Here is a 24,357-nt window from a genome sequence, read left to right as displayed (position 1 = left end):
CCTTGCCGGGACTGTTGTTTTCAGCGGCTCAGTTAGCCCATTTTATCTTGCTGAAATCGATGCGGTTTTCCGCTGGCGAGCCGTCGATGCTGCGCACTTGGTCGAACTTCTTCACCAGGATATAACCGAAGCAGGCGAAGAACAGGCCGATGACCAGGGCGCCGACCCACTGGATCTGCAGCGAGCCGAACTGGAACAGCAGGGTCAGCACGCACATGGCGGTCAGGTTGCCGAGCAGGTAGCGGGTCTTGCCCAGGCGGGATACCGTCAGCTTGAGATTGTCGGTATACAGGCGGATCAGCGAATCGAGCGAGTTGATCACCATGGTGATGCCCACCACTACCATGGCCCAGTTATAGAAACCGGCAGTTGCCAGGTCATTGACGTGATAATAGTAGAGCACGCTGAACCAGGTGGCGATGGCGAGCGACGGAAATGCCAGCATGGCCGCCAGCAGCTGCCAGGCGCGCAGGCCGCCGACAAAGCGGGCGGTGAACTGGCCAATCATGATGCTCCAGGAGAACCACCAGTACAGGTAGAATTCATGATAGTCATTGAGCGGCAACACGAACCTGTGGATATTGCCGAAGTAGTCGCCGACCAGGGCGAAGGTCGATACAAATTCGCCGATACCCGAACCGTCAGTCAGGAAGGCGCCGGCCCACATCAGCGCGATCAGGCCGATGAACAGCCAGCTGGTACCGAGACTCAGGATCCGCACATAGCGCAGGCTGGTGCTGGAATATACGGAGGCAGCAATCACCGCGAACACGATCAGGTAGAAACCGGCCACCAGGCTTTCGCCATCGCCCAGCTCCGGCAGGTACCAGGGTAGGTTGCTCAGTAGCAGATAGGCGGTAAAGGCGCAGGTGCCGATGATCACTATGTTGTTGACCAGCTTGACCAGGGGAAGCTCGAAGAAGCCGACCCTGGGCTCGATCACGCAGAAGTAGAAGCAGGTGAGGAAGTAGAAGCCCCATATCAGGAAGCCCCAGAAGCCGAACTCGATGGCCAGCGGGTTGGTAAAGGCGTATTCGGCGTTGGTCGCCAGATCCGCGTAGCCGGCGAACTCGGTGAGCGGGAACATGATCAGCCCTACGTCCAGGCCGGATGTGAACAGGATGGCGATAAAGGTGAAGGTGCGCACCGGGGTGACGCCGATGCAGCGTACATTGCCCCACTTGTACAACACCAAAACAATGGCGGCGAAGGTAAACAGTATGCCGGCTGATAACAGGGCGGTCATTGGCCACCCCCGTTTATTTCCATCTTGCTAATAGACACTGGTCGTTCTCCTTTTGTAGTAAACAAAGGAGCATTCCACCCACTCTACAGGCGACAGTCATTCCACCGACGGACAACGGAAGGCTCGTTACGGCGAGCAAACTCGCCCCATGAGGACTCTGCTGCGTCATTTGACCGCCATGGATGGCGGGAGTGTCGAAAATGCAGGTGCATCTTTCGACCTGGGCGCAGAAGGTCGTCATGGCTGAACCCTTCCATTACCTTTCAGCAATTGTCTCCGCTCACTGTCGAGTGAGTCAGGCCTTAAGTATCGCGCGGTCGGAGGTTTTGCCTGCCGGGCAGGCAAACCCCCGATTGCGATAGTTAAACCCTGAAGGGACGCTCAAATATAATGTGTTAGGTCAGCTCGCGTGCCGGTTGGCCCGCTCGCTGACGTTGCTGCCACTGGTCGTCGATGCTCACATAGGCATCGCTGGGCGCCAGTGGCTGCCGGCCACGGATCAGGTCCGCGGCCCGTTCCGCGACCATGATGGTCGGCGAATTCAGGTTGCCGTTGGGGATGGTGGGGAAGATGGACGAGTCCACCACCCGCAGGCCTTCCATGCCCCGTACCCGGGTGTCGGGATCCACCACCGCCAGCTCGTCTGTGCCCATCTTGCAGGTACAGGAGGGGTGATAGGCGCTTTCCACCGCCTGGCGCACGAAGGCGTCAATCTGTTCGTCGGTGTTGACCTGCTCGCCCGGCTGGATCTCGGCACCGCGATAGGCATCCATCGCCGGCTGGTTGATGATCTCGCGGGTCAGACGGACACAGGCCCGGAAGCCTTCCCGGTCATCCTCATGCTCCAGGTAGTTGAACAGGATTTGGGGAGCCGTTTGCGGATCTTTTGATACCACTCGTACATGGCCCCGGCTTTTCGGCTTGTTATGGCCGATATGCACCTGGAAGCCATGGCCGTCGAAGGCCTCTTTGCCATCGTAACGCATGGCCGCCGGCAGGAAGTGGTACTGCAGATCCGGCCATTCCACCCCGGCCTTGGAGCGGATGAAGCCGCAGGACTCGAAGTGGTTGGTGGCGCCCAGGCCGTCCTTCTTCAGCAGCCAGCGGCTGCCTATCTTGAATTTGTTCCACCAGTCCAGCTTGCCATTGAGCGAGATCGGCTCTTTGCAGCGGAACTGGAAATAAAATTCCAGGTGATCCTGCAGGTTTTCACCTACCCCCGGCAGCTCATGCACAAGCTCGATGCCGGCCTTGGCCAGCACGTCTTTCGCACCTATGCCGGACAGTTGCAGTATATGGGGGGAGCCGATGGAGCCGGCGGAGAGGATAACTTCCTTGCTGACCAGGGCCTGTTGCTCAGCTCCCTGGTGCCGGTAGCTAACGCCAACCGCTTTTTTGCCTTCCAGCAATATTTTGTTGACCAGGGCATGGGTGACCACGGTCAGGTTGGGACGTTGCATGGCCGGGCGTAGGTAGGCGTTGGCGGTGGACCAACGACGACCGTGCTTCACCGTCATGTGCATGGGCCCAAAGCCTTCCTGCTGGCGGCCGTTGTAATCGGCGGTATGGAAGTAGCCGGCTTCGACACCCGCGTCCACAAACGCCTGGTACAGCGGATTCTGCATCTGGTTGCCGTTGTTGACCCCCAGCGGTCCTTCGCCGCCCCGGTACTGGTCGCCGCCAAAGGCCCAGGTTTCGGCCTTCTTGAAATAGGGCAGGCAATGGGCATAGTCCCAGTCACCGGCGCCATGCTCGCGCCATTCATCGAAGTCCCGGGCGTGGCCGCGTACATACACCATGCCATTGATGGAGGAAGAGCCACCCAGCACCTTGCCGCGCGGGCAATGCATGCGCCGATTGTCCAGGTAGGGCTCCGGCTCGGTTTCGAACTGCCAGGCATATTTCTTGGTGTTCATCGGGATAGACAAGGCGGTCGGCATCTGGATAAAAATGCTCTTGTCGCTGCCGCCGGTTTCCAGCAACAGCACCCGGTTCTGGCCGTCTTCGGTCAGGCGGTTGGCCAGTACGCAGCCGGCAGAGCCGGCACCTACTATGATGTAGTCAAAATTCTGGTTGCTCATTTCCTACCTCGAATTCTATTGCTTCGGGCGTTACGGTTTCCGTTGTCGGTCGGCAACAGGGTCAACTCCACCAACGCGCCGCAAACCCATCCTTGGGTGCCCCACCGTGCCTCCTGGTATGAAAGGCTGGTGGAGCCGATCCCTTTTGCCTTTTACAGGCTGCTTATCATGATGCAGCTTAAAACGGGCTCTCCAGTGGCTGCATGCCCACATACACCGCCTTGATCTGGGTGTAGTGATTGAGGGTCGCCATGCCGTTTTCACGGCCGATGCCCGACAGCTTGTAGCCGCCTACCGGCATTTCCGCCGGCGAGGCGCCATAGCTGTTGATCCAGCAGATGCCGGCCTGCAACCGATGGATGATTCGGTGGGCGCGGGTGATGTCGCGGGTAAACAGGCCGGCGGCCAGGCCGGTGTCGATGTTGTTGGCCCTGCGCACCACGTCCTCTTCGTCGCTGAAGGTCAGCACCGACATCACCGGGCCGAAAATCTCTTCGCGGCAGATGGTCATGTCATCATGGCAATCGGTGAAGATGGTCGGTGCCACAAAGTACCCCTTGGGCGCCGACGCCGGCTCTAGTGCATGGCCGCCGTGGGCGAGGGTGGCGCCTTCGGCGATGCCCTGCTGGATATAACCCAATACCTTTTCGTAATGGCCACGGGAGATCAGGGCGCCGAAGTTGGTGGCCGGATCCATGGGATCACCGGCCACTATGTTGTTGCGGGTGCGCTCCAGCAGCTTGTCCATAAAGGCCGGGTAAATGTCCTGGTGCACGAACACCCGGGTACCGTTGGTACAGATTTCACCCTGGGTGTAGAAATTGCCCAGCATGGCGGCAGAGACAGCATTGTCCAGATCCGCATCATCGAAGATGATCAGCGGTGACTTGCCGCCAAGCTCCATGGTGACGTCTTTGAGGGTGGTAGCGGCCCCGGCCATGACCTTCTTGCCGGTACCGACTTCGCCGGTAAAGGACACCTTGGCGATATCTGGATGGTGGCTCAGCCAGGCGCCGACGGCACCGTCACCTTGCACCACGTTGAACACCCCGGCGGGCACCCCGGCCTCGATGAAGATTTCCGCCAGTTTGAGGGCGCCGAGGGGGGTTTCTTCCGACGGCTTGAAGATCATGCTGTTGCCACAGGCCAGGGCCGGGGCGGATTTCCAGCAGGCGATCTGCAGCGGATAGTTCCAGGCGCCGATGCCGGCACAGATGCCCAGCGGCTCGCGGCGAGTATAGTAAAAGTCGGCGCCGAGCTGCTGCTGGTTACCCTCGATGGAGGGGGCCAGGCCGGCAAAGAATTCGATGGAATCGGCACCGGTAACCACATCGACCACCGAGGCTTCCTGCCAGGGCTTGCCGGTGTCGCGAACCTCGATCTCGGCCAACTGGTCATTGCGTTCCCGCAGCAGGGCAACGGCACGCAACAGGATGCGGCTGCGCTCCATCCCGGTCATGGCGGACCAGGCGGCGAAGCCGGCGCGGGCGCTGTCGATGGCCAGCTGCTTGATTTTGTCGTCGGCGACTTCAACCTGATAAATCACCTCACCTGTGGCGGGGTTGATAACGTCAAAGCTTTCACCGCTGTCGTTGGCTTGGTAGCGGCCGTCGACAAAGTTCTGATAACGCATCAATGACATGAATTTACTCCATACTGCTTCAGCAGGTCGTCAATAAACTGTTTGCACAGGGCCTCACCGGCCTGGAACTCGGTTTCGGGCTGGCTGCTCAGGGCACTGCGCAGCCAGAAACCATCGATCATGGCCGCGGTTTGCCGGGCCGCCGCGCCGGCTACGTCGTCATCCAGCAACTGGCGGAATGAATAGCGCAGGTTGCTGATCAACCGACGGTTGTTGATATGCTGCAGGCGTGCCAGGGTCGGATCGTGCATGGCCTGGGCCCAGAAGCTGAGCCAGGATTTGGTGGCCGGCCGGGAACGTTGAAACTCGGTAAAGTTGGCTTCCACTATCATCATCAATCGTTGCTGTGGCGAGATATCGCTGGTTCCGGTCCGTTCCAGCAGTGCCAGCCTGAGTTCGTCCAGCAACTGTTTTACCGCCGCCTCGATCAGTCCCTGCTTACCACCGAAATAATGGCTGATGATGCCGGATGACATGCCGGCCAGACGGCTGATGCTGTTGATGGTGGTGTTCTGCAGGCCATACTCCGCCACCGATTCCAGGGTGGCGTTGATCAGCTGTTGTCTGCGTGTTGCTTTTATTCCGACAATAGGCATATTTTTTATTGATTGATTGTTCAATTAAAAATCAGCCTACTCGTTAGCTGAGCAATGATCAAGTCCTTTGGCTTTCTTTTATCGATGTTAAGTGATGAAAAGATGGGCGATTGCCTATAAGCGGCAGCCAAATGTCGATGGTGTGCAGATTGATGAGGCGATACCAATATGATGGCTCGCACCAATTGAGACGGGCGGGATCAGGAGTCAGGTGTCGACGGGGGTGGTAGTACCGGTTATTGGGCCGGCAGTGACGCCCATGCCTGGCATGGGCGTCCTGTTCACAGTGGGTATGAAATGGAGCTTACTGTTCGGCGGGTTGACGCATCTCTGCCAGTGCTTGTTCCAGTCCCTGCCGGTACTGGCTGCGGGTCAAGGCGTCGATTTCGGCCCACTTCTCCTTGGGGGCGAAGTTCACCCTGGTTTCGGTCAGCATGTCTTTACCCGTCAGTGCTATCCAGCGCGGATCATAGTTACGGGATTGCTTGCTATCCCATTCCAGGGACTGATTGACGATGGCGGCCAGCCGGTCAGGGTTGCTGGTGGCGTAGGGGATGATACGCCTCCCGAATTGCCGGTTGAGCTGGTTGATCGCGTCGTGGGTGGTTTTATCCTGTGCCTTGTTGGCGTCGCTGCGGGCCCTCAGCTGGGCGGTATAGAACCAGAACACCGCCTGATCCTGATAATCGCTGTCGAACATGATGGCCGAGACCAGATAGAGCACCGGCGGCGCATAGTCGTTGGGCTGTTGCAGCACTGTGTTGATGGATTCGGTGTTGCCTTCGGCAATCTGATCCATCACGGCCTGGGAGCGTTTGACATCAATCTGGGTGTATTCCCCTTTGGGCACGGGCTGCTGGGTGCTTTGCTGAGCGGAGGCGGTTGTGCCTTCCTGGGGTGTGGCGGACGCCTTGCTGTCTGTATCTGTGGTGTCTTGGCCGGCACAGGCCGCCAGCAGGGTACAAAGCAGCAGGGGGGTGAGTTTTGTCACAATATCTCTCCAACAGGGGTACTTGGTTCAGCAAAGCGTTAAACGGCAACGGGGTCAAGGGAAAGCGCAGCCAAAATCCCGTTTGCTCATCCATCCGTCCCTTTCCCCGACAGAGATCAGACATGTTCTGACCGAAGTTATAGTGCCCGGGTCTGCTGTTGCCAGAATTGCCGAATTTCCCGCCGGTAGGCGATGGGAATGCTGCGTGAACAATTGAGGCTGATGGTTGCCCCTTTTTTGATGCCGCGGATGCTGCCTTTCAGGGTTCGGGAGTTTTGCAGCAGCTGCTGGCAGTGACTGAGCAAGGCCTGGGGCGGTCGGCCCCGTTCCACATGGATTTGGATGCCCTCCAGAACAATGCAGAAGCTTTCCTGTCGCCGACGCAGCAGGTAGAGCAGGCTGAATAGTGCCAGGGAGGTAAAAAGCAGAACGGTAAACATGATTTTCTTCCTTGAAAAAGATGCACGAATCCACCGATGATGACAGTTTGAACGGCAAAGGCAAGTCCGCAATTGAACCATCGGCACCGAATTCGTATCGCCAGCTTTAATCTGGCCCTGGACCGGGCCGCCCCTGGGCAGCTGGCCGCCGAGTTGTCGGCCGGTGGTAACCGGCAGATCCGCCAGCTGGTCGAGATCCTGCAGCGGGTCAGGCCGGATATCGTGTTGCTGACCGAATTTGACCATGACGGTGATGGCCGGGATGACCGCCACCTGCGACTCTTCTGCGATGGTTTCCTGGCCCAGGGAGGAAAAGGCTTGCCCGGCCTCGATTATCCGTATCGCTGGTTGGTGCCGACCAATACCGGCAGGCTGGCGCCGGTATCCCTAACCGGGCAGGCATTGCCCCGTCTGCCACATGATGGCCTGGGCTTCGGTCACTTCCATGGCCAGTACGGTTTTGCGGTGTTGTCGCGCTGGCCGCTGCTGTTTGATGGGCTGCGCAGTTTTCAGCACTTCCGGTGGCAAGACATGCCCGGCGCCCGCCTGCCCCTGGGCCCAGAGGGCCCCTGGTTTACCGGCGAGGCATTGGATTTTCTGCCGCTGTCGTCCAAAAACCATATCGATCTGCCGGTACGGCTGCCCAGTGGCCGCCAGCTGCATGTGTTGGCCTGTCATCCGGCACCGCCGATCGACGAAGGCCCGGAGCGCCGTAACAGCTGCCGTAATCATGATGAACTTCGGCTGTTTCATGATTATATCCATCCCGGCAGGGGAGATTATCTGGTGGATGATAAGGGGACGGCAGGAGGGCTGGAGGCCGATGCGGATTTTGTGCTGTTGGGGGACTTGAACGCCGATCCCGATGACGGCGACGGCTTTCGCCGTTCTATCAGGAACCTGTTGGCTAGCCCGACGTTAAATTACCAGGTTGCCAGAGGCAGTCGGATACCGTCCTCACGTGGCGGCTATAGGCTGAAAGGGGTAAGCGGGAGACAGGGTTCCCCCGCCTACTGGACTCACAGCCAGGGACTGAGGCTCGATTATGTACTGCCCAGCCGACGCCTAAGGGTGCTGGCCAGCGGCGTATACTGGTATCCGCCCGGTCATCCGCTGGGTTATTTGTTCTGGGATAAGCGGGGCCGACCAGATCGTAGGGCAAGTTCCGATCACCGGCTGGTATGGGTCGATGTGGCGGTGGATACGTGAGTGGCCTCACGGTTTTCGTAGTTGAAACGGCAATAACGGGAGCGATATCAAACAATGAACAATCAATGCTGGGTTTTTATGGTTAATAGAGATTAAATATCGCCCGAGACCCTAGATTGCTTTCGAAGTACAGTTATTCGGGTTGGTGACTCGAATAATCAGCTGGAATTCTTCATCCGGGCAGGCCGATATCGGCCTGCCCTTTTTCTTTGGTGCTATCTTCCTGTCCGCACCCTGCCTTATCCCCAATTCTGTTCGCTCTTTCAGATCCCCGGTCGCCCGGCGGCCTGTGGTTGAGCGCCACCATGCGGGAATACCTGGATATTATTTTGCCTTCCTATGTCGGTGCCATGTTTATCGCCATTATCCTGCGCAATATCAATGAGCAGTTGGCCCTGGTGGAGATTCCGGACAATGCCATCAATGTGATCAGCGACCTGTGCCTGGGGATCTTCCTGACCATGGCGATGATGGGTCTGCAATCGAGGTGCGCTGAGCCCGGATGCTGTGTCAGCAAAAGGGCAAGCCGGTAAACGGCTTGCCCTTTTTATTTAGTGACGCTGTCGCAGGAAGGCGGGAATATCCAGCCCCTGGGGGCTCTGCTCGGATTCTGCGGGCGGCGCCTCGGCCTGTGTCCTGGTCGGGGCGACCAGCTCCTGGGGAGGCTGGATACCGGTGGCGATCAGGGTCACCTGCAGGCTGTCGGTGAGTGCGGGATCCAGGCTGATGCCGGATACGACCGTGGTGTCTTCGCCGACAAAGTCGGCGACCCGGTCGCCAATCTTCTGGAAATCATCCAGGCCGATATCGGGTGAGGCCACCACATTGAGCAGCACGCCTTTAGCCCGTGCCAGCTCGACTTTTTCCAGCAAGGGGTTGTTCAGCGCCTGCAGGGTGGCTTCTTCCACCTTGTTGTCGCCATGTCCCAGACCGATGCCCATCACCGCCTTGCCTTGCTGGCGCATGATGGTGCGCACATCGGCAAAGTCGATATTGATGAGCCCGGTCTGGCCGATGATATCGGCGAGGCCCTTGACCGCATTCTGAATGACCTTGCTGCTTTCGCTGAAGGCCGCCAGCAGGGGGGTGTTGGCGCCCAGTACCTTTAACAGATAGTCATTGGGCAGCACCAGCAGGGCATCTGTGTGTTCGCTGAGTTCATCCAGCCCGAGTTCGGCGACGCGGGCGCGTTTTTTGCCCTCGAAGCCGAATGGGCGGGTGACGATGGCCACCGTCATGATGCCTTGCTCACGGGCGACCCTGGCCACCACGGGGGCGGCGCCGGTGCCGGTGCCGCCGCCCATACCGGCGGTAATAAAACATAAATCCGCGCCGTTGAGTTGCTCGCGGATCTCGGTCAGGCTCTCTTCCGCCGCCTGGCGGCCTACGTCGGCCTCGGCCCCGGCTCCCAGGCCACGGGTCAAGACTTTGCCCAGCTGCATGGTGCTCACCTGGCTTTGTTGCAGGGCCTTGGCATCGGTATTCATGGCAATGATATCCACATGCTCGGGCAGGGTACTGTCGGCCAGCAGATTGACGGTATTGCCGCCACAGCCACCCACACCCACTACCTTGATGTGGATAGCGTCAATGTCCGGTTCTACCGGAGTAAAAATGAAATCGTTCATCCCGTGCTCCGCACTTAAAAAAACAGGGGCTGAACCAGTCAGCCCCTGAGGGTCACGCCTATAAGGTAATACATTAAGAGTTTTTAAGGGACTCCGGCGCCAGAATTTCTACTTTACCGGCCATATCTGTTAACCAACGGCGAAACTCGGGTGAATCTTTCACATCGGTCTCGACCATCACGCTCTGCTTGTCGTAGCGGGTCAATCGCGGATTGTGGCCAGGAATGGAGTCTTCCAGTATTGCCCGGCTCTGGTGGCTGATGCGGCCTACAAAGTGGATGGTTTTGGCCTCTTCCTCGTACCCTTTCTCGCGGATCAGCTTGCTGACACTGAACTCCCTGGGCTGGGTCACGGGACGGTTGGTTAGCTCCACTTCCTTGATATGTTCGAAGGGGATGCCGTAAATTTTGGGGTCCATGTCCGATACGGTGCACAGCAGCATGGGACCGTCTTTGCGGCTGACAATACCGAGCGGGTTCACCTGTTCGTAGCGTAACCAGACGGTACGCCCCTTGATCACCCGCTTGATCTCGGCACTGAACTTGCGACCGCGCCACATGGCGTCGCGAATGCTGGTGGATCTGCGTATTTCCGGGTTGCCGGGGAACGGTTTGGACAGCTGGACCACGTTTTCCATCCAGCGACTGGCCAATTCGCTTTGGCTGTCCTTGATCACCTGCGATGCTTTATCAATGATCGGGTTCAGTTCTGCCAGTACGCTGGCGGGCAACAGTTCGGCTGCCTGATCGTTCCAGGTTTTCAGCGCCATGGCCAGCGACAGCGGCATGAAGTTGGCGAAGTCATTCAAACCATTACGTTCGAAGCACCAACCATGCGGTTTGCTGCGATCATCCGAAGTCAGATCAAATAATCCCATGCCTGACATTTCTTCCAGATCCCGCTGTACGGTGCGCAGACTTACCTGGATGCCTTCCTCTTCCAGTTTTTCCTGCAGCTGGCGAGCCGTCAGCTTGTAGGGACGATAAGGAACACAGCGTGCCAGGGTCAGTTGTCTCAGCAGTTTCTTACTCATGGTTATGCCCTCTCGTTCGGGATGATTGTATCCTAGGCGCAGGTTGTGACAAGTTTTGTCGCAATGTTTTGGTTGGGGAGTGTCGCCATTTTTCTACAGGCTCCCGTCTATGGTCTGATCCTGACGCATAAATCTCGTTGCGCCGAACCCGGTTTTGAGACTATAAGTAGCTGAATTACAACCAGCTTATCGGGATATCATGAAGGTACTACTGAGTCTGTTGGTGTTCTGCTCCAGCCTGACCCTGGCCGAGCCGGTTCCCCCGAGCCCTTTTGAACAATCGGCACAGCACGCCTTGCCCAGCAGTCAGGAAATCAGTGCCTACCTGACGGTGTTGGACGAGCTGTCGCCTCAGGCCCGGTTGGTCGAGCTGGGCAGGTCTGCCGGTGGCAGGCCCATAGAAGCCCTGCTGGTGTCAGATTCCAATGATTTCCTGACCGGCTTTTCTCCGCAGCAGGGCAAGCCGACCGTGCTGTTGCTGGGGTCTCAACATGGTAATGAGCCGTCCAGTGCTGAGGCGATACAGCTGTTGGCGCGACAACTGGTCGCAGGCGAGCACGGTGAGTTGCTGGATAAACTCAACCTGGTGCTGGTGGCCATGGCCAATCCGGATGGCCGGGATCTTTCTTCCCGCTACAATGCCAGCATGGATAACACGAATATCGACTATGTGGCGCTGAATGCGGGCGAGACCCGGCTGTTGGTGGATGCCCTGCATCGCTTCGATCCGGATGTGGTGTATGACGCGCACGAGTCCGGAATTTGGAAGCGCATCCTGACCAAGGAACAGGGCTATCTGACCGATGTCGATGCCCAGTTTGATATGGGCAACAACCCGAATATCGACGGTGAGTTGCTCTGCTATACCGAGCAGTATCTGTTGCCCGCCCTGCTGGAAAGGGTGTCTGCTTCAGGGCTGCCAGCGGTACGCTATCGGGGCGAGATTACCGACCTCAAGCAGTCGGTGGCCCGGGGGGGACTGGGTATTACCAACCTGCGCAACTATGCCGCCATGCAGGGACGGATCTCGATCCTGGTCGAAAACCGGTTGGATAATAAACAGGGCCGCTACGATTCGCCGCGTAATATCGCCGAACGAGTGCGCAAGCAGCTGATCAGCATGGAGCAGATGCTCGGGCTGATCGCCGATGAGGCGGACCGGGTGACTCGGTTGTCACGCCAGGCTCGGCAACAGTGGAACTCCTCGGCCGAAGATGGTCGGACCCTGTGGATGGCAGTGAGCTTCGAGGTCAACATGCATGAGCCCGTGGTGTCCTTGCCCCTGGTCCGGATGGAAGACGGCAAGCGAAAAATGTACAGCTTCCCCAACCATGATGCCATTGCCACCGACGAGCCGGTTCGGCTGGCGGAGGCCTATGCTATTACCCGAGAGCAGGCCCGGATGGCAGACTGGCTCAGGCGCCATCATATCGAGTTTGAAGTGCTCGAAGCCCCGCGTCGGGTGACCATGGAGCAGCTGGTCATCGAGCGGCTGGTCGTGCAACCCAAAGCCAGGCCGGGGGTGCGAGAAAAGCTGCAGGCGGTAGTGCAGGCCACCCCCATAAGCGCTGAGCTGAGCGCGGGGGATCTGCTGGTGCCGACGGACCAGCCGATGGGACCGCTGGCGGCGCTGATGTTGGACCCGAGATCCGCCAATTCCCTGTACCAGGAAAGCGAGTGGAACTGGCTGGCAGAGGGCGAGTTTCCGGTGTTTCCGGTAATCACCCCCTGACGACGTGCACGGCGGGCGTCGTGCACGTCATTCTGTTTACAGTGCCAGCCAGGACAAGGGAGATTTGCTGATGGCGACGCCGAAGATATAGGCGAACAGCCCGACTGCCGCCAGGGCGGCGGCAAGGCGTTGGCCCTGGGTCTTGCCCCGCTTGATGGCAATGGTACCCACCAGGATATAGAGCACCAGGCCGATGACCTTGGCGGTCAGCCAGGGGCTGTTGCCAAAGGGAGTCTGGTGGATGTGTATCGCCAGCCAGATACCGCACAGCAGCAGCAGGGTGTCATTGATGTGAGGCACTATTTTAAGCACCTTGTTCTGGATTCGGGCGGGCGAGGGCACCGCCAGCCAGGCCCTGAGCATAAAGAGGGTGATACTGATCATGACAAACAACATATGGGCGTGTTTGACGGCGAGGTAGGACATAAGCAGGCTCCGGTGAAGATGTTAGAATGTATGCATGATAGCGCTGAAGCCGTGTCAGCATAACCTGTCGTCATTGCCCTGGATACTGAGGCAGGTCAATTCCGGGTCCTGGAAATCTGCTTGCCTGTCGAATAGGAGTATTTTGCCGGTATGACTACGCCGAGGAGGAACAGATGAAACGAGTATCATGGGGTGTATTGGGTTTGAGCCTGCTGGCCGGCCCAGTGCTGGCGGCGCAGATGACGGTATACAAGTCCGAGTCCTGCGGCTGTTGCCAGGGGTGGGTTGAACATATGACCACCGAAGGATTCGAGCTGGAAGTGATCAACAGCGATAACCTGGCCCCGATCAAGGCCGGGGCGGGCGTGACACCGGGGCTGGCTTCCTGTCATACCGCCCTGATCGACGGCTACGTGATCGAGGGCCATGTGCCTGCCGCCGATGTGCGCCGCCTGCTGGAGCAAAGGCCGGCGGTGAAGGGGCTGACCATACCTGGGATGCCGCAAAGTGCCCCCGGCATGGATATGCCGGGAATCCCCTATGAGGTGCTGAGTTTTGGCGAGGGTGACCAGACAGCGGTATTCAGTCGTTATCCAGGATAACCTCGTCGGATTCGAAGGCAATAAAACGGCTGCCCTTTATGACCAGTACGCCGGTATTGCCTTCGTGCAGCTGTTCGAATAAATGCTCACTGACCCTGAATGCCCGTTCATCGCCCCCGTCCAGGGGACTGAAACTGACGTAATAATCACATTTTTTCGATAGCGTATCGGTCTGCTCGCTGCTTCGTCGCGGCCGGTATTGTCGCTTGTGTTTACCGGCGATACGCACCCTCAGGCTGTGATGGGATTGCCTGCTATTGTGAAAATAGACGTATAACCGCCGGCCAAGCACTATGACGGCAAAGGCAATAATGCCCCATAACACGAACTGGTCCATGCTCCGGTCTCCTCTGTATTGCTTATTTAATTATTGCAGCCAGCGGGACAGCTGAGTGGTTCATGGTAACAATTGACGCCAAATCATGCATTTTTTGGCGGGAGTGAAAGGTGGCGATGAATATGCGGCACGGGTTTGCGCTATTACTGCTGCTGGTGGGCGGTTGGGCGAACGCTCAGCCACAGCTGCCGGACTGGCTGTCGGCACGGCTTGAATTGCAGACCAGCCGGGTACCGTCCTGTCCCCGGGAAGGGGCCGACGGGATACGGCTGATCCTGGCCGATGGACGGATCCAGGGGCATGCCGACAGCCTGCGTTTCGATCTGACCTGTGCCCGCAGTGGCGGTGCCGGTAGTGAGGGGGAGCAGCAAGCCCTTTCCCTGTTGGTGACTCTGCCGCCCATCGATTTCCAGGTCGATATGCTGACCCTGCACCTTCCGCAGGGCAGGGTGCAGGGGGCTGCCAGGTTACGCCATCGGGCACAACGTATCGAGCTGGAGTGGTTGACCGGGCCGGGTGAGTTGCGCCTGCTGCTGGAGCCCTGGGAAGACGGCTGGCGCTGGCGCGGCGATATCCCCGCCGGCGCACTGCATCCCCTGCTTCCCAGAGTAGTGGCGGTGTCCGGGGAATGGTTGCCCGGCCAGCCCCTGGCGCTGCGGGCCGGGGGAGAGCTGCCGTCTCCGGTCGAGGGCGACTGGCAGCTGGCGGTACAGGCCATCTCCGGCCCCCAAGGCTGGCAGATATTGCCTGGCTCCAGCCTGAGGGTGCCGCGGCTGCGCTGGCAAGAAGCGGATATTCGGGGGCTGCGCATTAGCCCGCGGCGGGCCTTGTCGACCCGGGAAGCGCTGGAACTGCAGCTGGACTGGGCCCAGGCGCGTTGGCAGCAAACACGGCTGCCGATCCAGTCGGTCCAGCTGGATATGGCCGGGCTCGCTGATCACCAGGGGCAGATCCGCGCCCATCTGGGGCACGACTTGTCACTGCTCGGCCACTGGCGCTACCGGCCCCAGGGACTGGCGCTGACGGTGGCGGAGCAGAGCTTTTCCCTGCCGGAGGTCTGGGCATGGCTGGCCGGCTGGCTGGCGGTGCCGGCGGATTTCGAGCCGGCGACGGGAACGCTGACCTTTTCCCTGGATGCGGCCGATCTGCTGAACCCCAAGTTATCGATACGGCTGTCGATGTCGGCTGCCGATAGCGCCTTCAGTTATCGGGGGATCGCGGCCGAGGGGGCGGCCGGGCACCTTAACCTCAGCTGGAGCCAGGCGGGTTGGCGCAGTCAGGGCACCAATAGCCTGTCGATAGCCCGTATCCACCCCGGTGTCGAGGTATCGGATATCTATGCGGCCTTCCGCCTTGAGCGGGGACGGCCCTGGTTGTCCGGGCTGACCGCCCGTCTGCTGGGGGGGCAGCTGGCAGTGTCGCCGATGGCGCTGGGTCCGGAGCTCAGCGGCGAGCTGCACCTCAGCGATATATCCCTGGCACAGCTGCTGTCCCAGGTGGCGGTAACCGGCCTGTCGGGAGACGGCCGGCTGCATGGCCGCTTACCCTTCGTCTATCGGCAGGGTATATCGGTCAGCAATGGTCGCATGTACAGCCGGGACGGTTGGTTGTCTTACCAGGCAGAAGAGGAGCTGTTGGCCTCGGCAGAAGACAACCTGTCGCTGGCGCTGACCCTGGGTATGCTCAAGAACCTGCGGTATGAACGGCTGGATGCCAGCATCAGCATGAGACCCACCGGCGAGGCGGTGATTGACAGCCGTCTGGCGGGGCATGCGCCCGTGATGGGCCAGGACCACCCGGTGAACTTGAATTATCACCACGAGGAAAACCTGTTACAGTTGTTGACAAGCCTGAGATTCGCGCATGATATCAGTGAAAGCTTGCCGTCCCGGTTACAGGGGGAGAAGAAGTGACCATGAAGATGCTGCTCTTGATGAGCCTGGTTTGGCTGACGGCCTGTACCCCCAGGGTAGAGGTGGTAGTGCCGGACAAGCCAATTACGGTAAACCTCAATGTGAAGGTGGACCACGAGATCCGCATCAAGGTCGACCGTGAGCTGGAACAATTGTTTAGCGAAGAAGAAGAGCTGTTCTAAGGAGGGCCTATGCGTTGGTTAGTACTGTTATTGGTGACCACCCTGAGCTGGTCGGTATGGGCGCTGGATTTGCAGCAGGCCAAGCAGCAGGGACTGATTGGCGAGCAGCTGAACGGTCTGGTCGGTGCCGTGACCTCAAGCTCCGAGGTCAATGCCATAGTGGCGGATATCAACAGGAAACGGCTGGCCAGCTATCAGGACATTGCCAGGCGTAATAATACCAGTCTGGCGGTGGTACAGAGCCGGGCTGGTCAGTTGAATATAGAGCGAACCCCCCGAGGGCAGTATATTCAGCTGGCCAATGGCAGCTGGCGGCGTAAATAGCCGCAGGGATGGTTGTCGGAGCGGCGAGCTCGCCGTACAGATTTGCTAAAAGAAAAGAGCCTGCCGGCTCTTTTCTGCTTTAGGCTTTGCGGGTCAGGTAGACACCGGCTTCCATATGATGGGTATAGGGAAACTGGTCGAACAGGGCGAAGCGGCTGATGTTGTGGCTCTGGGACAGTGTCTCCAGGTTCTGCTGCAGGGTATCCGGGTTGCATGAAATATAGACGATGTTGTCGTATTCCTGCACCAGTTTGACGGTTTCCTCGTCCAGTCCGGCGCGGGGCGGATCCACCAGTATGGTGTTGCACTCGTAGTCCTGCAGGTCGATGCCCTGCAGCCGGCGAAACACGCGTACACCGCGCATTGCCTGGGTAAACTCTTCGGCCGACATCCGTAGTATGGTGACGTTGTCGATGCCGTTGGCGGCGATATTGTATTGTGCCGACTTGACCGACGAGCTGGCGATTTCGGTCGCCAGCACCCGGCGGAAGTTGGCCGCCAGTGCCAGCGAGAAGTTGCCGTTGCCGCAATACAGCTCCAGCAAATCGCCCCGGGCATCACGGGTGACGTCGAGTGCCCAGCCCAGCATCTGTTCGTTCATCTTGCCGTTGGGCTGGGTAAAGCTGTTTTCCACCTGCTGGTAGACGAGCTCGCGGCCGTTGACCTGCAGCCTTTCGACCACATAGTCTTGCCCGACCACCCATTTCTGCTTCTTGGCACGGCCGATGATATCCACCTTGAAACCCTGTTCGTGCAGTTGTCGGCGCACCCCCTGGATGGCGTCGTGCCAGGCATCGTCCAGTTGGCGGTGGTAGAGCAGGCTGATGACCAATTCGCCGCTCAGGGAAGACAGGAAATCAACCTGGAACAGCTTGCGGCGCAGTACCGGATTGGGCTTGAGTGCGTCCAGCAGCAGCGGCATTACCCGGTTGATCAGGATGGAGGCGGCGGGAAAGGTATCGACCCGGTATTTTTGTTTGGTGGCCTGATCGAACATGATGTAGTAGAGGTCGTCGCCTTGATGCCACACCCGGAATTCGGCGCGCATGCGGTAATGTTCGGGTTCGGAGGCAAACACTTCCAGCATCGGCGGGGTAAAGGGGGCGAACCTGTCCCGGAGCCGGTCGGCCTTTTCATCCAACTGTGCCTGATAGGTTTGCGGGTTGACCTCTGTGCTCATGACTAGCCTCACTTTAAAACGGAGCGCAAATTCTAAGGCCTGCGGCGGATTTGTCCAGTTTCTGGCCAGCCCGGAAAGAACTGGCTCCGAGCGATACCTTTTGCCAGACTGGCCCTTTAGCGGAAGGGCGAGAAAAAGATGCGGCGTAAAAAACCTGAGGATCTGCGTGAGTGGTGCTATCCCTTTATCTACGAGACCCGGCTCACCTGTGATTATGAAATTCTCACCGACGAGTTGTGCTGCCATATCGGCGTGGTGCTGTCGCAGCTGCCGGACGGCTTTGACGAGATCAGGGCCGATCTGGAGCGGTTGCAGCCACTGATCTATAACCTCAACGGCTCGGTGCGGGGCAAGAACGGTATCTTTGAACAGGATATCGCCTGGCTGAAGGACAGGTACAGCCATTATCAGCAGGCGACGAGCGGGCGGGTAAACGGCTTTGTTCTGCCCAGGGGGCCGGCGCCGGTGCCTCAGTTGCACCTGTGTCGCTGTACCGGCAAGAAGATAGTGCGCATGCTGGTGCGGCTGGAAGAAGAGGGCAGGCGTTTCGACGAAACCCTGCCTCGTTTTGCCAATGTGCTGGCCAACTTCTTTTTTGTGCTGACCGTCTTTATCAAGGCTCGGCTGGGCACCGAAGAAGTGCCCTATATCAGTATCAACTACTGAGTCTGTGCCGGCTGACGGTAGGGGTTTTCCGGCAACTGATCAGCCCTGAGTGGCGGACGGCGGGCGTCTGCCTTGGGACCATATTCACTGCTCAGATAATCCAGGATAGTCTGCTCGGTATTGGCGTCAAATTGCCACAATCCCTGCTTATCCTGCATCCAGCGGATCAGCGACAGCCAGTGCTCTCGGCTGCCGCTGTTCTGGGTCACCAGCTGGGAGGAATGACAGGCGGTACAGTTGTTGCGTACGGTTTCCCAACCCGGTGCTATCTTGAATCCGGTCTGGGGATCCAGCTCGGCGGCCAGGGGCGACGTCGATGTCAGCCCGAGCAGTAACAAACCTAAGGCGGCAGGGTATGCCATCACGACCTCCTAGACAATTTGCACTGCGATGCGGTGACAGGCGTTATTGAGGTAGCCCTTGGGGTTCCAGCCAGGCACCACCATGGGTTGCGCCTTGCCTTCGCTGTCGACAGCCTTGGCCCAGATTTCATAGTAGCCGTTTTCCGGGAAATCCAGCTGGGTCTGCCAGTGTTGCCAGGCCAGGCGATTGGCCGGTGCGCGCAGTTCGGCCTTTTGCCAGCTGGCCCCGAAGTCGATGGACACCAATACCTCTTTCACCTCCAGATCCCCGGCCCAGGCGTGGCCGCGAACCAGCAGAGGCTCACCCAACTTGTGGCTGATGCCGGATTTGGGAAAGGTGACCAGAGATTTCACCGGCATGGATTCGATGATTTCCATATCTTCATTCGGCACCTGGGTACCGGGTGCGACCGGGTATTTAGGTACGCTGTATGAAGGGGCCGCCATCTTGTTGCCGTCATGCACCTTGTTGCGAACGACGATTTTCTTCAGCCACTTGCCGGAGGTGGAAGCGGGCCAGCCACCACAGACCAGGCGCAGGGGATGGCCGTTCAGGTAGGGAAGGTCTTCGTCGTTCATGGCCCAGGCGATCAGGGTTTCGTCTTCCAGTGCCTTGGACATGGGCACACCGCGGGAGATGGCTTCCTTGCTGGGATCGCCACTGGGGTGCAGATCGCCGCCGTAGTAGCCGATATAGACTGCATCCTTCTTGATACCACAGGCTTCCAGCACATCCCGCAGTCTCACCCCGGTAAATTTGGGACTGGCCACCGCGCCCGTGGTCCACTGGTTGCCGCTGGCCGCCGGCACAAATTCGCTGCGGCCATTGCCGCCGCATTCCACCGTCAGCTGGTAGCTATGGTGTTTGAAGCGGGATTTCAGCTCGGCAATGGTAAAGGTGGTGGGGTTTTCGCAGGACTCGCCGGCGATTTCCAGGGTCCAGCCGGCCGGGTCCAGATCTTTCATATTGGGCAGCAGGCCGTTGTTGCGCACGAACATGTGCTTGGCCGGGGTGACTTCGTCATCCAACAGATGAGGCGGAGTTTCGGCGTTGATGGGTCTGTCGTTAAGTATGGTCAGGCCTTCCTTGCCCGGTAGGGTAAAGGGCTCGTCAGACTGGGCGAAGGCCGCGGGGATAAGGCCGGCCGGCATGTTGTTGGCGAAGGGAATGCTGGCTCCCAGGGCGGTGGCCATGGCGAGCAGGCCGCTGCGCTTTAGGAAGCCGCGGCGGCTGTCCGGATCTGTCTCTCGGTCCCAGACCAGTTCATCAGCCTTGATCGGGTCTTCTCCGTACAGCTCGTGCAGGCCTCGCTTGGACTGCTTGTTATCGTTGGACATCTTGTCTCTTCTCCATGTGGTTTTTGTTTTATTTATAGCCTGATCCACGTGGAGCCAGCCTAGCAACGGTGATTTTTTGTCGATATATAAACTTCTCTTAATTGAGATCTATATCATATATATTTTTATGATGAATCGTGAACTCTTGTGCCGAGTCAATGCATATACAGTCAGACAGGCTTTCCCTATAATGCCCCCGCTTTGGTGCCGACAGGCATAAACGGGAATCCGGTGAGAATCCGGAGCTGGCGCGCAGCGGTGTGGAGGAACGAAGACGACAGGGGGTGCCCGGGCACTGCCGAAAGGTGGGAAGCCGTCGTCATAGGTGGGCTCAGGCCAGAGCCTCCAAGCCCGAATACCTGCCAAAGAGCCAACAGGAAGGGCCTGCTGGCATGACTACGCGTACTAGGGAAGCAATCAATGTATAAGAAATGGCTGGCAGCAGGCTTGTTGCCATGGGCGGCCTTTGCCCAAAATTCCTCCGACTCCACCGAGATCACCGTCTACAACCGCATCAAGCAGCCCAAGGCCACCGTACTGGCGCCGGTCGAGGTGATCACCAAGGCCGAAATCGATCGGCGACAGCCTAAGTCTGTGGTCGAGCTGCTTAGCGCCTTGCCGGGGATCCAGTTCGGTACCCAAACCGGGGGCCTGGGGCATCAGACCAGCCTGTTTACCCGGGGGACCGAGTCTGACCATACCCTGGTCCTGATCAACGGGCGACCCGTTGCCCAATCCGTTTCCGGCAGTGTCGATTGGAGTCAGTTTCCGGTTAGCGGTATTCAACGGGTAGAGTATATCCGGGGTCCCCGTGCTGCCATTTATGGCGCTAACGCCATCGGGGGGGTGATCAACCTGATCACCACCTCCGATGCCGATGAAGTGTTGGTCAGCACAACGGCCGGCAGCAACGATTATTACGAAGGTAATCTTTCCGTCAATCAGTGGCTTGGTGAAGATACCCATCTGCAACTGGCCGGTGGCTACCGGGAAACCCGAGGCTACGATGTCAGGCCGACAGAAATGCAGCCGGATAGAGATGGCTTCGAGCAATTTAATGGCCAGTTGGGATTGACCCATAATATCGATGATAACTGGACTGCCGATGTTTCATTGATGGGCTGGAACAACAAATCGCAGTTTGATTTCACCAATGCCTTTGATTTTGGCACCTCAGCCAACGAGAGTGAAAGGCAAACCTATCAGACGGATGGAGCACTCAGCTATTCGGGTGAACAGCTGTATGTCCGCTTTGATGCCGGTTATGGCGAAACCGAGCTGAAAACCTGGCGTGATAGCCAAGGTAAGGCGAGTGCGGCAAAAATTGCCACTGGCATTGGCCGACTGGCCGGGATGGCGCAATATAAGTATTCGTCCACAGGCTATATTCTGGCTGGTGTGGATTGGCAGCAAGAGCAGCTTCTTGACGGCTCAAGTTTGTTTGGAGCTTCTTTTGAAGCACCCAACCGTGAGAACGCCGGTGTCTACACTTCCATTTTTCAGACCTGGTCCCCGCTTTCTGTCGAGTTGACCGGTCGGGTGGATGATAACGAACAGTTCGGCACCCATGGCACCTGGCAAAGTGCTGTTTCATTGGCTCTACCCTATGCGCATAAGTCTACCTTGAGCTACGGTACTGCCTATCGAGCTCCCAATTTTGTGGATTTGTATTCTCCGTTTGGAGGCAATCTGGCATTAAAGCCGGAAGAATCTGAAAACTGGGAGCTGAGCGTTTCCGGTGATTATGATGTGTTTAATTGGGAGCTGAATCTCTATCGTAACGAGATCGATAACCTGATAGTTTTTGACACGGATACCTTCCTGCCGGTTAACTCTCCTGAAAATACTGATGCCCTTATCGAAGGCGCCGAGCTTGTGGTAAAGGCAGCGACTGGCCCGGTGCATCATAGGGTGGTATTGGAATACACCGATGCAAAGGATCGCAACAACAATGATGAGCAGTTGTTACGTCGTGCCAAGCGTAAGGCCAGCTGGCAGGGAGAAGCGGACTGGCTGAACACCTCGTGGTTTGTTCAATCCTTGTATGTGGGAGAGCGCTCCGATGTCGGCAATGTAATGCTGCCGTCCTACACCATCTGGAATATCGGTGCCCGTTACCCGCTGACCCAGCAGCTGACCCTGAACGGCAAGGTCAACAACCTGTTCGACAAGGACTATCAGGTGGTTAATGGCTTCGATGCGCCCGATATGGAGTTTTATGTCGGCGCCGATTATCGTTTCTGATAGTGGCTTTTTACAGGCAGCTGTGATGCCGATAGGTGTTGAAAGGGATTAGCTCTGCTGACCATCCGTGTCAGGGATGACGCGGCTGAGCATACATGGAGGTACGTGTCGCGTGTCGGCTGAGCTGGCCCTTTTACCGCTTTATAGCTACATCTGAAAATGTACTTGTTATCTTTAGCCGGCCTCAGTGCCGGCTTTTTCATCCCCGCCTTTAGGCGTTATCATAGCGGCTGGTTTTTCGGGGACAGCCAGTGGCAAACATTCTTATCTTCGATTCCGGCATGGGCGGCCTGTCCATCTACCGGGAAGTGCATCGGGCTTTGCCGGCACACCAGTACTTCTACCTGTTCGACAACGCTTGCTTTCCCTATGGCGAGCTGAGCGAGCAGCGGCTGGTCGAGCGGGCGGTGGAACTGTTTGCCGCTTTTACCCGACAGCACAAGGTCGATCTGGCGGTGATTGCCTGCAATACCGCCAGTACCTATGTGTTACCCGCCTTGCGGGAATCGCTCACCATGCCGGTGGTGGGTGTGGTGCCGGCGATAAAGCCGGCGGCAGAGCACAGCCGCAACCAGGGGAAGGGACGGATCGGCCTTCTGGCGACGCCGGGGACAGTGGCCCGCCGTTATACCGCCGAATTGATCCAAAATTTTGCCGCCGATCTCGAGGTCAGCCTGCTGGGTACGACCGAACTGGTCAAGATGGCGGAAGACAAACTGGCAGGGGAGCCGGTCGAGCTGGCGCGTCTGGCTCGCATACTTGCACCCTGGCAAGGGGATGCCGGGCCCGATACCCTGGTACTGGGCTGTACCCACTTCCCGTTGCTGTCAGAGGAAATTCAGCAATTGTTGCCTGATGTAACCCTGGTGGACTCGGGTCAGGCTATTGCCCGCCGGGTCAGCAGCTTATTGGAGGGGGCTTCCCAAACCGAGACAGCGCCGCCGGGGCAGATCTTTTGCACCACCGTTACCGCAAAGGCCCTGATACAAGCCAGGGCCTTTCATGGGGAGGGGTTCGGTAAGTTACGGCTGTTTACACCTTGAGAGCCGTTGTCGGGGTTATTGCTGTTTTTCTTCATCCTCCTCTTCTTTTCGTTCGTTGGCTTCTCTGACCTTCAGGGTCCGTTGCTGGAATTCCGAGTCGTTAAGGGCTGCCTGTGCCGCCCGGGCGGCATCGGCCGGCATTTCGACAAATCCGAAGCCGCGTCGTTTGCCGGTTTGTTTATCTTTCATCAAACGTACCGATAACACCTGACCAAAGGTTTCGAACAGGGTCCGCACCGAGGCCTCATTGGCACGGTAGGGTAAATTTCCTACATAAAGGGTCGTGGTGGGAATTTCCTCTGCTTGGGGAGGGCGGATTACCAGGGGAGCCAAAAAGCCGCCGAGCAGCAACCCCAAGGCGAACAGTAATGGGGCATCGAGTGCCGGGTTAACCATGGAAAGTAGTACATAGCCGATTAAGGCAAGTACCAGGGCGGCGATGGCCGACTGAATATAAACGGGAAATCGGGATAGCTTCATTGGCAATCTAATCTCATATGAAGATGGATATCAGCTGCGCCATAACCCGGTGAAGAATGACTTCATCAAAGAAATCTACGACTTACGGCCCAGTATCAAAGTTAGCATAGCCTCATATGGCAAGCTGACGAGCAGAAATAAGCAAAAAATGTGATCATCGGATTATTGCATTGAACGAGCTGGGTGAAATATGACCGAATAATAAGCGGATTTATTCTTGCTTTGTGTATAACTCTGTTACTAAGTTGTGCTTTTGCTTGGAGTATAAGCAAATGAACATGAAAGTGCTGTTTTTCACAAAAAAGCCCTTGCGCAAAATCCGCCGGTCCCTATAATGCGCATCCACTGACACGGGGCAAGGCGCTCACGGTCACAAGGGTTGAAAACGGACGACATTAAGTTTGATTCAACGCTTGACGAACAATACGGATTGCGTAGAATACGCAGCCCTGACCAGCGAAAGCGGTCAACGCTCTTTAACAACTTATCAAGCAAACTGTGTGGGCACTCGCAGGGTTGAGAAACAAAAAAATAGTGTTTTTCAATGACTGTCGAAGTGCACAAACACTTCAGCAATTCATTGAGTATCAAATCTTTAATTGAAGAGTTTGATCATGGCTCAGATTGAACGCTGGCGGCAGGCCTAACACATGCAAGTCGAG

24 protein-coding genes, 1 rRNA gene and 1 riboswitch are annotated in these 24,357 nt (G+C 57.8%); of the genes, 11 read left to right on the top strand and 14 right to left on the bottom strand.

The window, feature by feature from the left end:
* Positions 1 to 28 precede the first annotated feature (28 nt).
* The 6 genes from DCS96_RS18025 to DCS96_RS18000 form a co-directional block, all read right to left on the bottom strand.
* Complete coding sequence (locus tag DCS96_RS18025) at positions 29 to 1,246, bottom strand: BCCT family transporter (RefSeq protein WP_116475801.1); 1,218 nt, start codon at positions 1,244 to 1,246, stop codon at positions 29 to 31.
* Positions 1,247 to 1,641: 395 nt separating this feature from the next.
* Complete coding sequence (gene betA / locus DCS96_RS18020; RefSeq protein WP_116475800.1) at positions 1,642 to 3,327, bottom strand: choline dehydrogenase; 1,686 nt, start codon at positions 3,325 to 3,327, stop codon at positions 1,642 to 1,644.
* 178 nt (positions 3,328 to 3,505) lie between these two features.
* Positions 3,506 to 4,969, bottom strand: coding sequence for a betaine-aldehyde dehydrogenase (gene betB / locus DCS96_RS18015; protein ID WP_116475799.1), 1,464 nt, complete (start codon positions 4,967 to 4,969; stop codon positions 3,506 to 3,508).
* Positions 4,960 to 5,565: a transcriptional regulator BetI gene (gene betI, locus DCS96_RS18010; RefSeq protein WP_116475798.1), complete on the bottom strand. Its 606-nt coding sequence runs from the start codon at positions 5,563 to 5,565 to the stop codon at positions 4,960 to 4,962. Before betI ends, betB begins: the two co-directional genes overlap by 10 nt.
* A gap of 304 nt (positions 5,566 to 5,869) precedes the next feature.
* The gene (locus DCS96_RS18005; RefSeq protein ID WP_116475797.1) at positions 5,870 to 6,556 is read right to left on the bottom strand and encodes a hypothetical protein; all 687 of its coding nucleotides are present in this window, start codon (positions 6,554 to 6,556) and stop codon (positions 5,870 to 5,872) included.
* 137 nt (positions 6,557 to 6,693) lie between these two features.
* Positions 6,694 to 6,996 carry a DUF3634 family protein gene (locus tag DCS96_RS18000; RefSeq protein WP_116475796.1) on the bottom strand — a complete coding sequence of 101 codons (303 nt, stop codon included), beginning with the start codon at positions 6,994 to 6,996 and terminating at the stop codon, positions 6,694 to 6,696.
* Positions 6,997 to 7,068: 72 nt separating this feature from the next.
* On the opposite strand from DCS96_RS18000, the gene DCS96_RS17995 reads away from it, so the two are divergent.
* Positions 7,069 to 8,205 carry an endonuclease/exonuclease/phosphatase family protein gene (locus DCS96_RS17995; protein WP_116475795.1) on the top strand — a complete coding sequence of 379 codons (1,137 nt, stop codon included), beginning with the start codon at positions 7,069 to 7,071 and terminating at the stop codon, positions 8,203 to 8,205.
* Positions 8,206 to 8,498: 293 nt separating this feature from the next.
* The gene (locus DCS96_RS17990; protein WP_198650128.1) at positions 8,499 to 8,738 is read left to right on the top strand and encodes a sodium/glutamate symporter; all 240 of its coding nucleotides are present in this window, start codon (positions 8,499 to 8,501) and stop codon (positions 8,736 to 8,738) included.
* An 18-nt stretch (positions 8,739 to 8,756) separates the two neighbouring features.
* Here DCS96_RS17990 and ftsZ read toward each other — a convergent pair whose 3' ends face one another.
* On the bottom strand, positions 8,757 to 9,833 hold the full coding sequence (ftsZ, locus tag DCS96_RS17985) for a cell division protein FtsZ (RefSeq protein ID WP_116475793.1): 1,077 nt from the start codon (positions 9,831 to 9,833) through the stop codon (positions 8,757 to 8,759).
* Positions 9,834 to 9,906: 73 nt separating this feature from the next.
* Entirely contained in the window at positions 9,907 to 10,866 is a 960-nt protein-coding gene (locus tag DCS96_RS17980) for a helix-turn-helix transcriptional regulator (RefSeq protein ID WP_116475792.1), read from the bottom strand.
* A gap of 199 nt (positions 10,867 to 11,065) precedes the next feature.
* Here DCS96_RS17980 and DCS96_RS17975 point away from each other — a divergent pair, with 199 nt between their 5' ends.
* On the top strand, positions 11,066 to 12,598 hold the full coding sequence (locus DCS96_RS17975; protein WP_116475791.1) for a M14 family zinc carboxypeptidase: 1,533 nt from the start codon (positions 11,066 to 11,068) through the stop codon (positions 12,596 to 12,598).
* Between the two features lie 36 nt (positions 12,599 to 12,634).
* Here DCS96_RS17975 and DCS96_RS17970 read toward each other — a convergent pair whose 3' ends face one another.
* Positions 12,635 to 13,024, bottom strand: a complete 390-nt coding sequence (locus tag DCS96_RS17970; protein WP_116475790.1) for a SirB2 family protein — start codon at positions 13,022 to 13,024, stop codon at positions 12,635 to 12,637.
* A 173-nt stretch (positions 13,025 to 13,197) separates the two neighbouring features.
* Between DCS96_RS17970 and DCS96_RS17965 the strand changes: the two genes are divergently transcribed.
* Positions 13,198 to 13,626 carry a DUF411 domain-containing protein gene (locus tag DCS96_RS17965; RefSeq protein WP_116475789.1) on the top strand — a complete coding sequence of 143 codons (429 nt, stop codon included), beginning with the start codon at positions 13,198 to 13,200 and terminating at the stop codon, positions 13,624 to 13,626.
* Here the strand turns inward: DCS96_RS17965 and DCS96_RS17960 are convergent.
* Positions 13,607 to 13,963 carry a DUF2500 domain-containing protein gene (locus tag DCS96_RS17960; RefSeq protein WP_116475788.1) on the bottom strand — a complete coding sequence of 119 codons (357 nt, stop codon included), beginning with the start codon at positions 13,961 to 13,963 and terminating at the stop codon, positions 13,607 to 13,609. The two genes, DCS96_RS17965 and DCS96_RS17960, sit on opposite strands and share 20 nt — an antisense overlap.
* Before the next feature lie 116 nt (positions 13,964 to 14,079).
* Between DCS96_RS17960 and DCS96_RS17955 the strand changes: the two genes are divergently transcribed.
* From DCS96_RS17955 to DCS96_RS17945, 3 genes are read left to right on the top strand one after another with little or no spacing between them, the layout of a single operon-like run.
* A complete protein-coding gene (locus tag DCS96_RS17955) occupies positions 14,080 to 15,876 on the top strand; it encodes a YdbH domain-containing protein (RefSeq protein WP_232818320.1) in 1,797 nt (598 codons plus the stop codon).
* A 2-nt stretch (positions 15,877 to 15,878) separates the two neighbouring features.
* Positions 15,879 to 16,058 (top strand): YnbE family lipoprotein, encoded by a 180-nt coding sequence (locus tag DCS96_RS17950; protein WP_116475786.1) that lies wholly within the window; start codon positions 15,879 to 15,881, stop codon positions 16,056 to 16,058.
* A gap of 9 nt (positions 16,059 to 16,067) precedes the next feature.
* The gene (locus tag DCS96_RS17945) at positions 16,068 to 16,382 is read left to right on the top strand and encodes a YdbL family protein (protein ID WP_232818318.1); all 315 of its coding nucleotides are present in this window, start codon (positions 16,068 to 16,070) and stop codon (positions 16,380 to 16,382) included.
* Between the two features lie 79 nt (positions 16,383 to 16,461).
* Here the strand turns inward: DCS96_RS17945 and trmA are convergent, their stop codons facing one another.
* The gene (gene trmA / locus DCS96_RS17940; RefSeq protein WP_116475785.1) at positions 16,462 to 17,562 is read right to left on the bottom strand and encodes a tRNA (uridine(54)-C5)-methyltransferase TrmA; all 1,101 of its coding nucleotides are present in this window, start codon (positions 17,560 to 17,562) and stop codon (positions 16,462 to 16,464) included.
* A gap of 138 nt (positions 17,563 to 17,700) precedes the next feature.
* Here trmA and DCS96_RS17935 point away from each other — a divergent pair, with 138 nt between their 5' ends.
* Complete coding sequence (locus DCS96_RS17935) at positions 17,701 to 18,228, top strand: ATP--cob(I)alamin adenosyltransferase (RefSeq protein ID WP_116475784.1); 528 nt, start codon at positions 17,701 to 17,703, stop codon at positions 18,226 to 18,228.
* On the opposite strand, the gene DCS96_RS17930 is transcribed toward DCS96_RS17935, so the two are convergent.
* Positions 18,222 to 18,590 (bottom strand): hypothetical protein, encoded by a 369-nt coding sequence (locus DCS96_RS17930; RefSeq protein ID WP_116475783.1) that lies wholly within the window; start codon positions 18,588 to 18,590, stop codon positions 18,222 to 18,224. The genes DCS96_RS17935 and DCS96_RS17930 overlap by 7 nt on opposite strands.
* Before the next feature lie 9 nt (positions 18,591 to 18,599).
* Positions 18,600 to 19,928, bottom strand: coding sequence for a sulfite oxidase (locus DCS96_RS17925; protein WP_116475782.1), 1,329 nt, complete (start codon positions 19,926 to 19,928; stop codon positions 18,600 to 18,602).
* 185 nt (positions 19,929 to 20,113) lie between these two features.
* Positions 20,114 to 20,309, top strand: a riboswitch (cobalamin riboswitch).
* Between the two features lie 39 nt (positions 20,310 to 20,348).
* Here DCS96_RS17925 and DCS96_RS17920 point away from each other — a divergent pair.
* Both DCS96_RS17920 and murI read left to right on the top strand, forming a co-directional pair.
* Complete coding sequence (locus DCS96_RS17920; RefSeq protein WP_116475781.1) at positions 20,349 to 22,172, top strand: TonB-dependent receptor domain-containing protein; 1,824 nt, start codon at positions 20,349 to 20,351, stop codon at positions 22,170 to 22,172.
* 251 nt (positions 22,173 to 22,423) lie between these two features.
* On the top strand, positions 22,424 to 23,215 hold the full coding sequence (gene murI / locus DCS96_RS17915; RefSeq protein WP_116475780.1) for a glutamate racemase: 792 nt from the start codon (positions 22,424 to 22,426) through the stop codon (positions 23,213 to 23,215).
* A gap of 15 nt (positions 23,216 to 23,230) precedes the next feature.
* Here murI and DCS96_RS17910 read toward each other — a convergent pair whose 3' ends face one another.
* Positions 23,231 to 23,695, bottom strand: a complete 465-nt coding sequence (locus DCS96_RS17910; RefSeq protein ID WP_116475779.1) for an RNA recognition motif domain-containing protein — start codon at positions 23,693 to 23,695, stop codon at positions 23,231 to 23,233.
* 596 nt (positions 23,696 to 24,291) lie between these two features.
* Here DCS96_RS17910 and DCS96_RS17905 point away from each other — a divergent pair.
* A 16S ribosomal RNA gene (locus DCS96_RS17905) occupies positions 24,292 to 24,357 on the top strand; the annotation flags it as partial.

Origin of the sequence: Zobellella maritima (assembly GCF_003075035.1) — a bacterium.
Classification (GTDB): domain Bacteria; phylum Pseudomonadota; class Gammaproteobacteria; order Enterobacterales; family Aeromonadaceae; genus Oceanimonas; species Oceanimonas maritima.
This window is presented reverse-complemented; position numbering and strand designations above follow the sequence as displayed.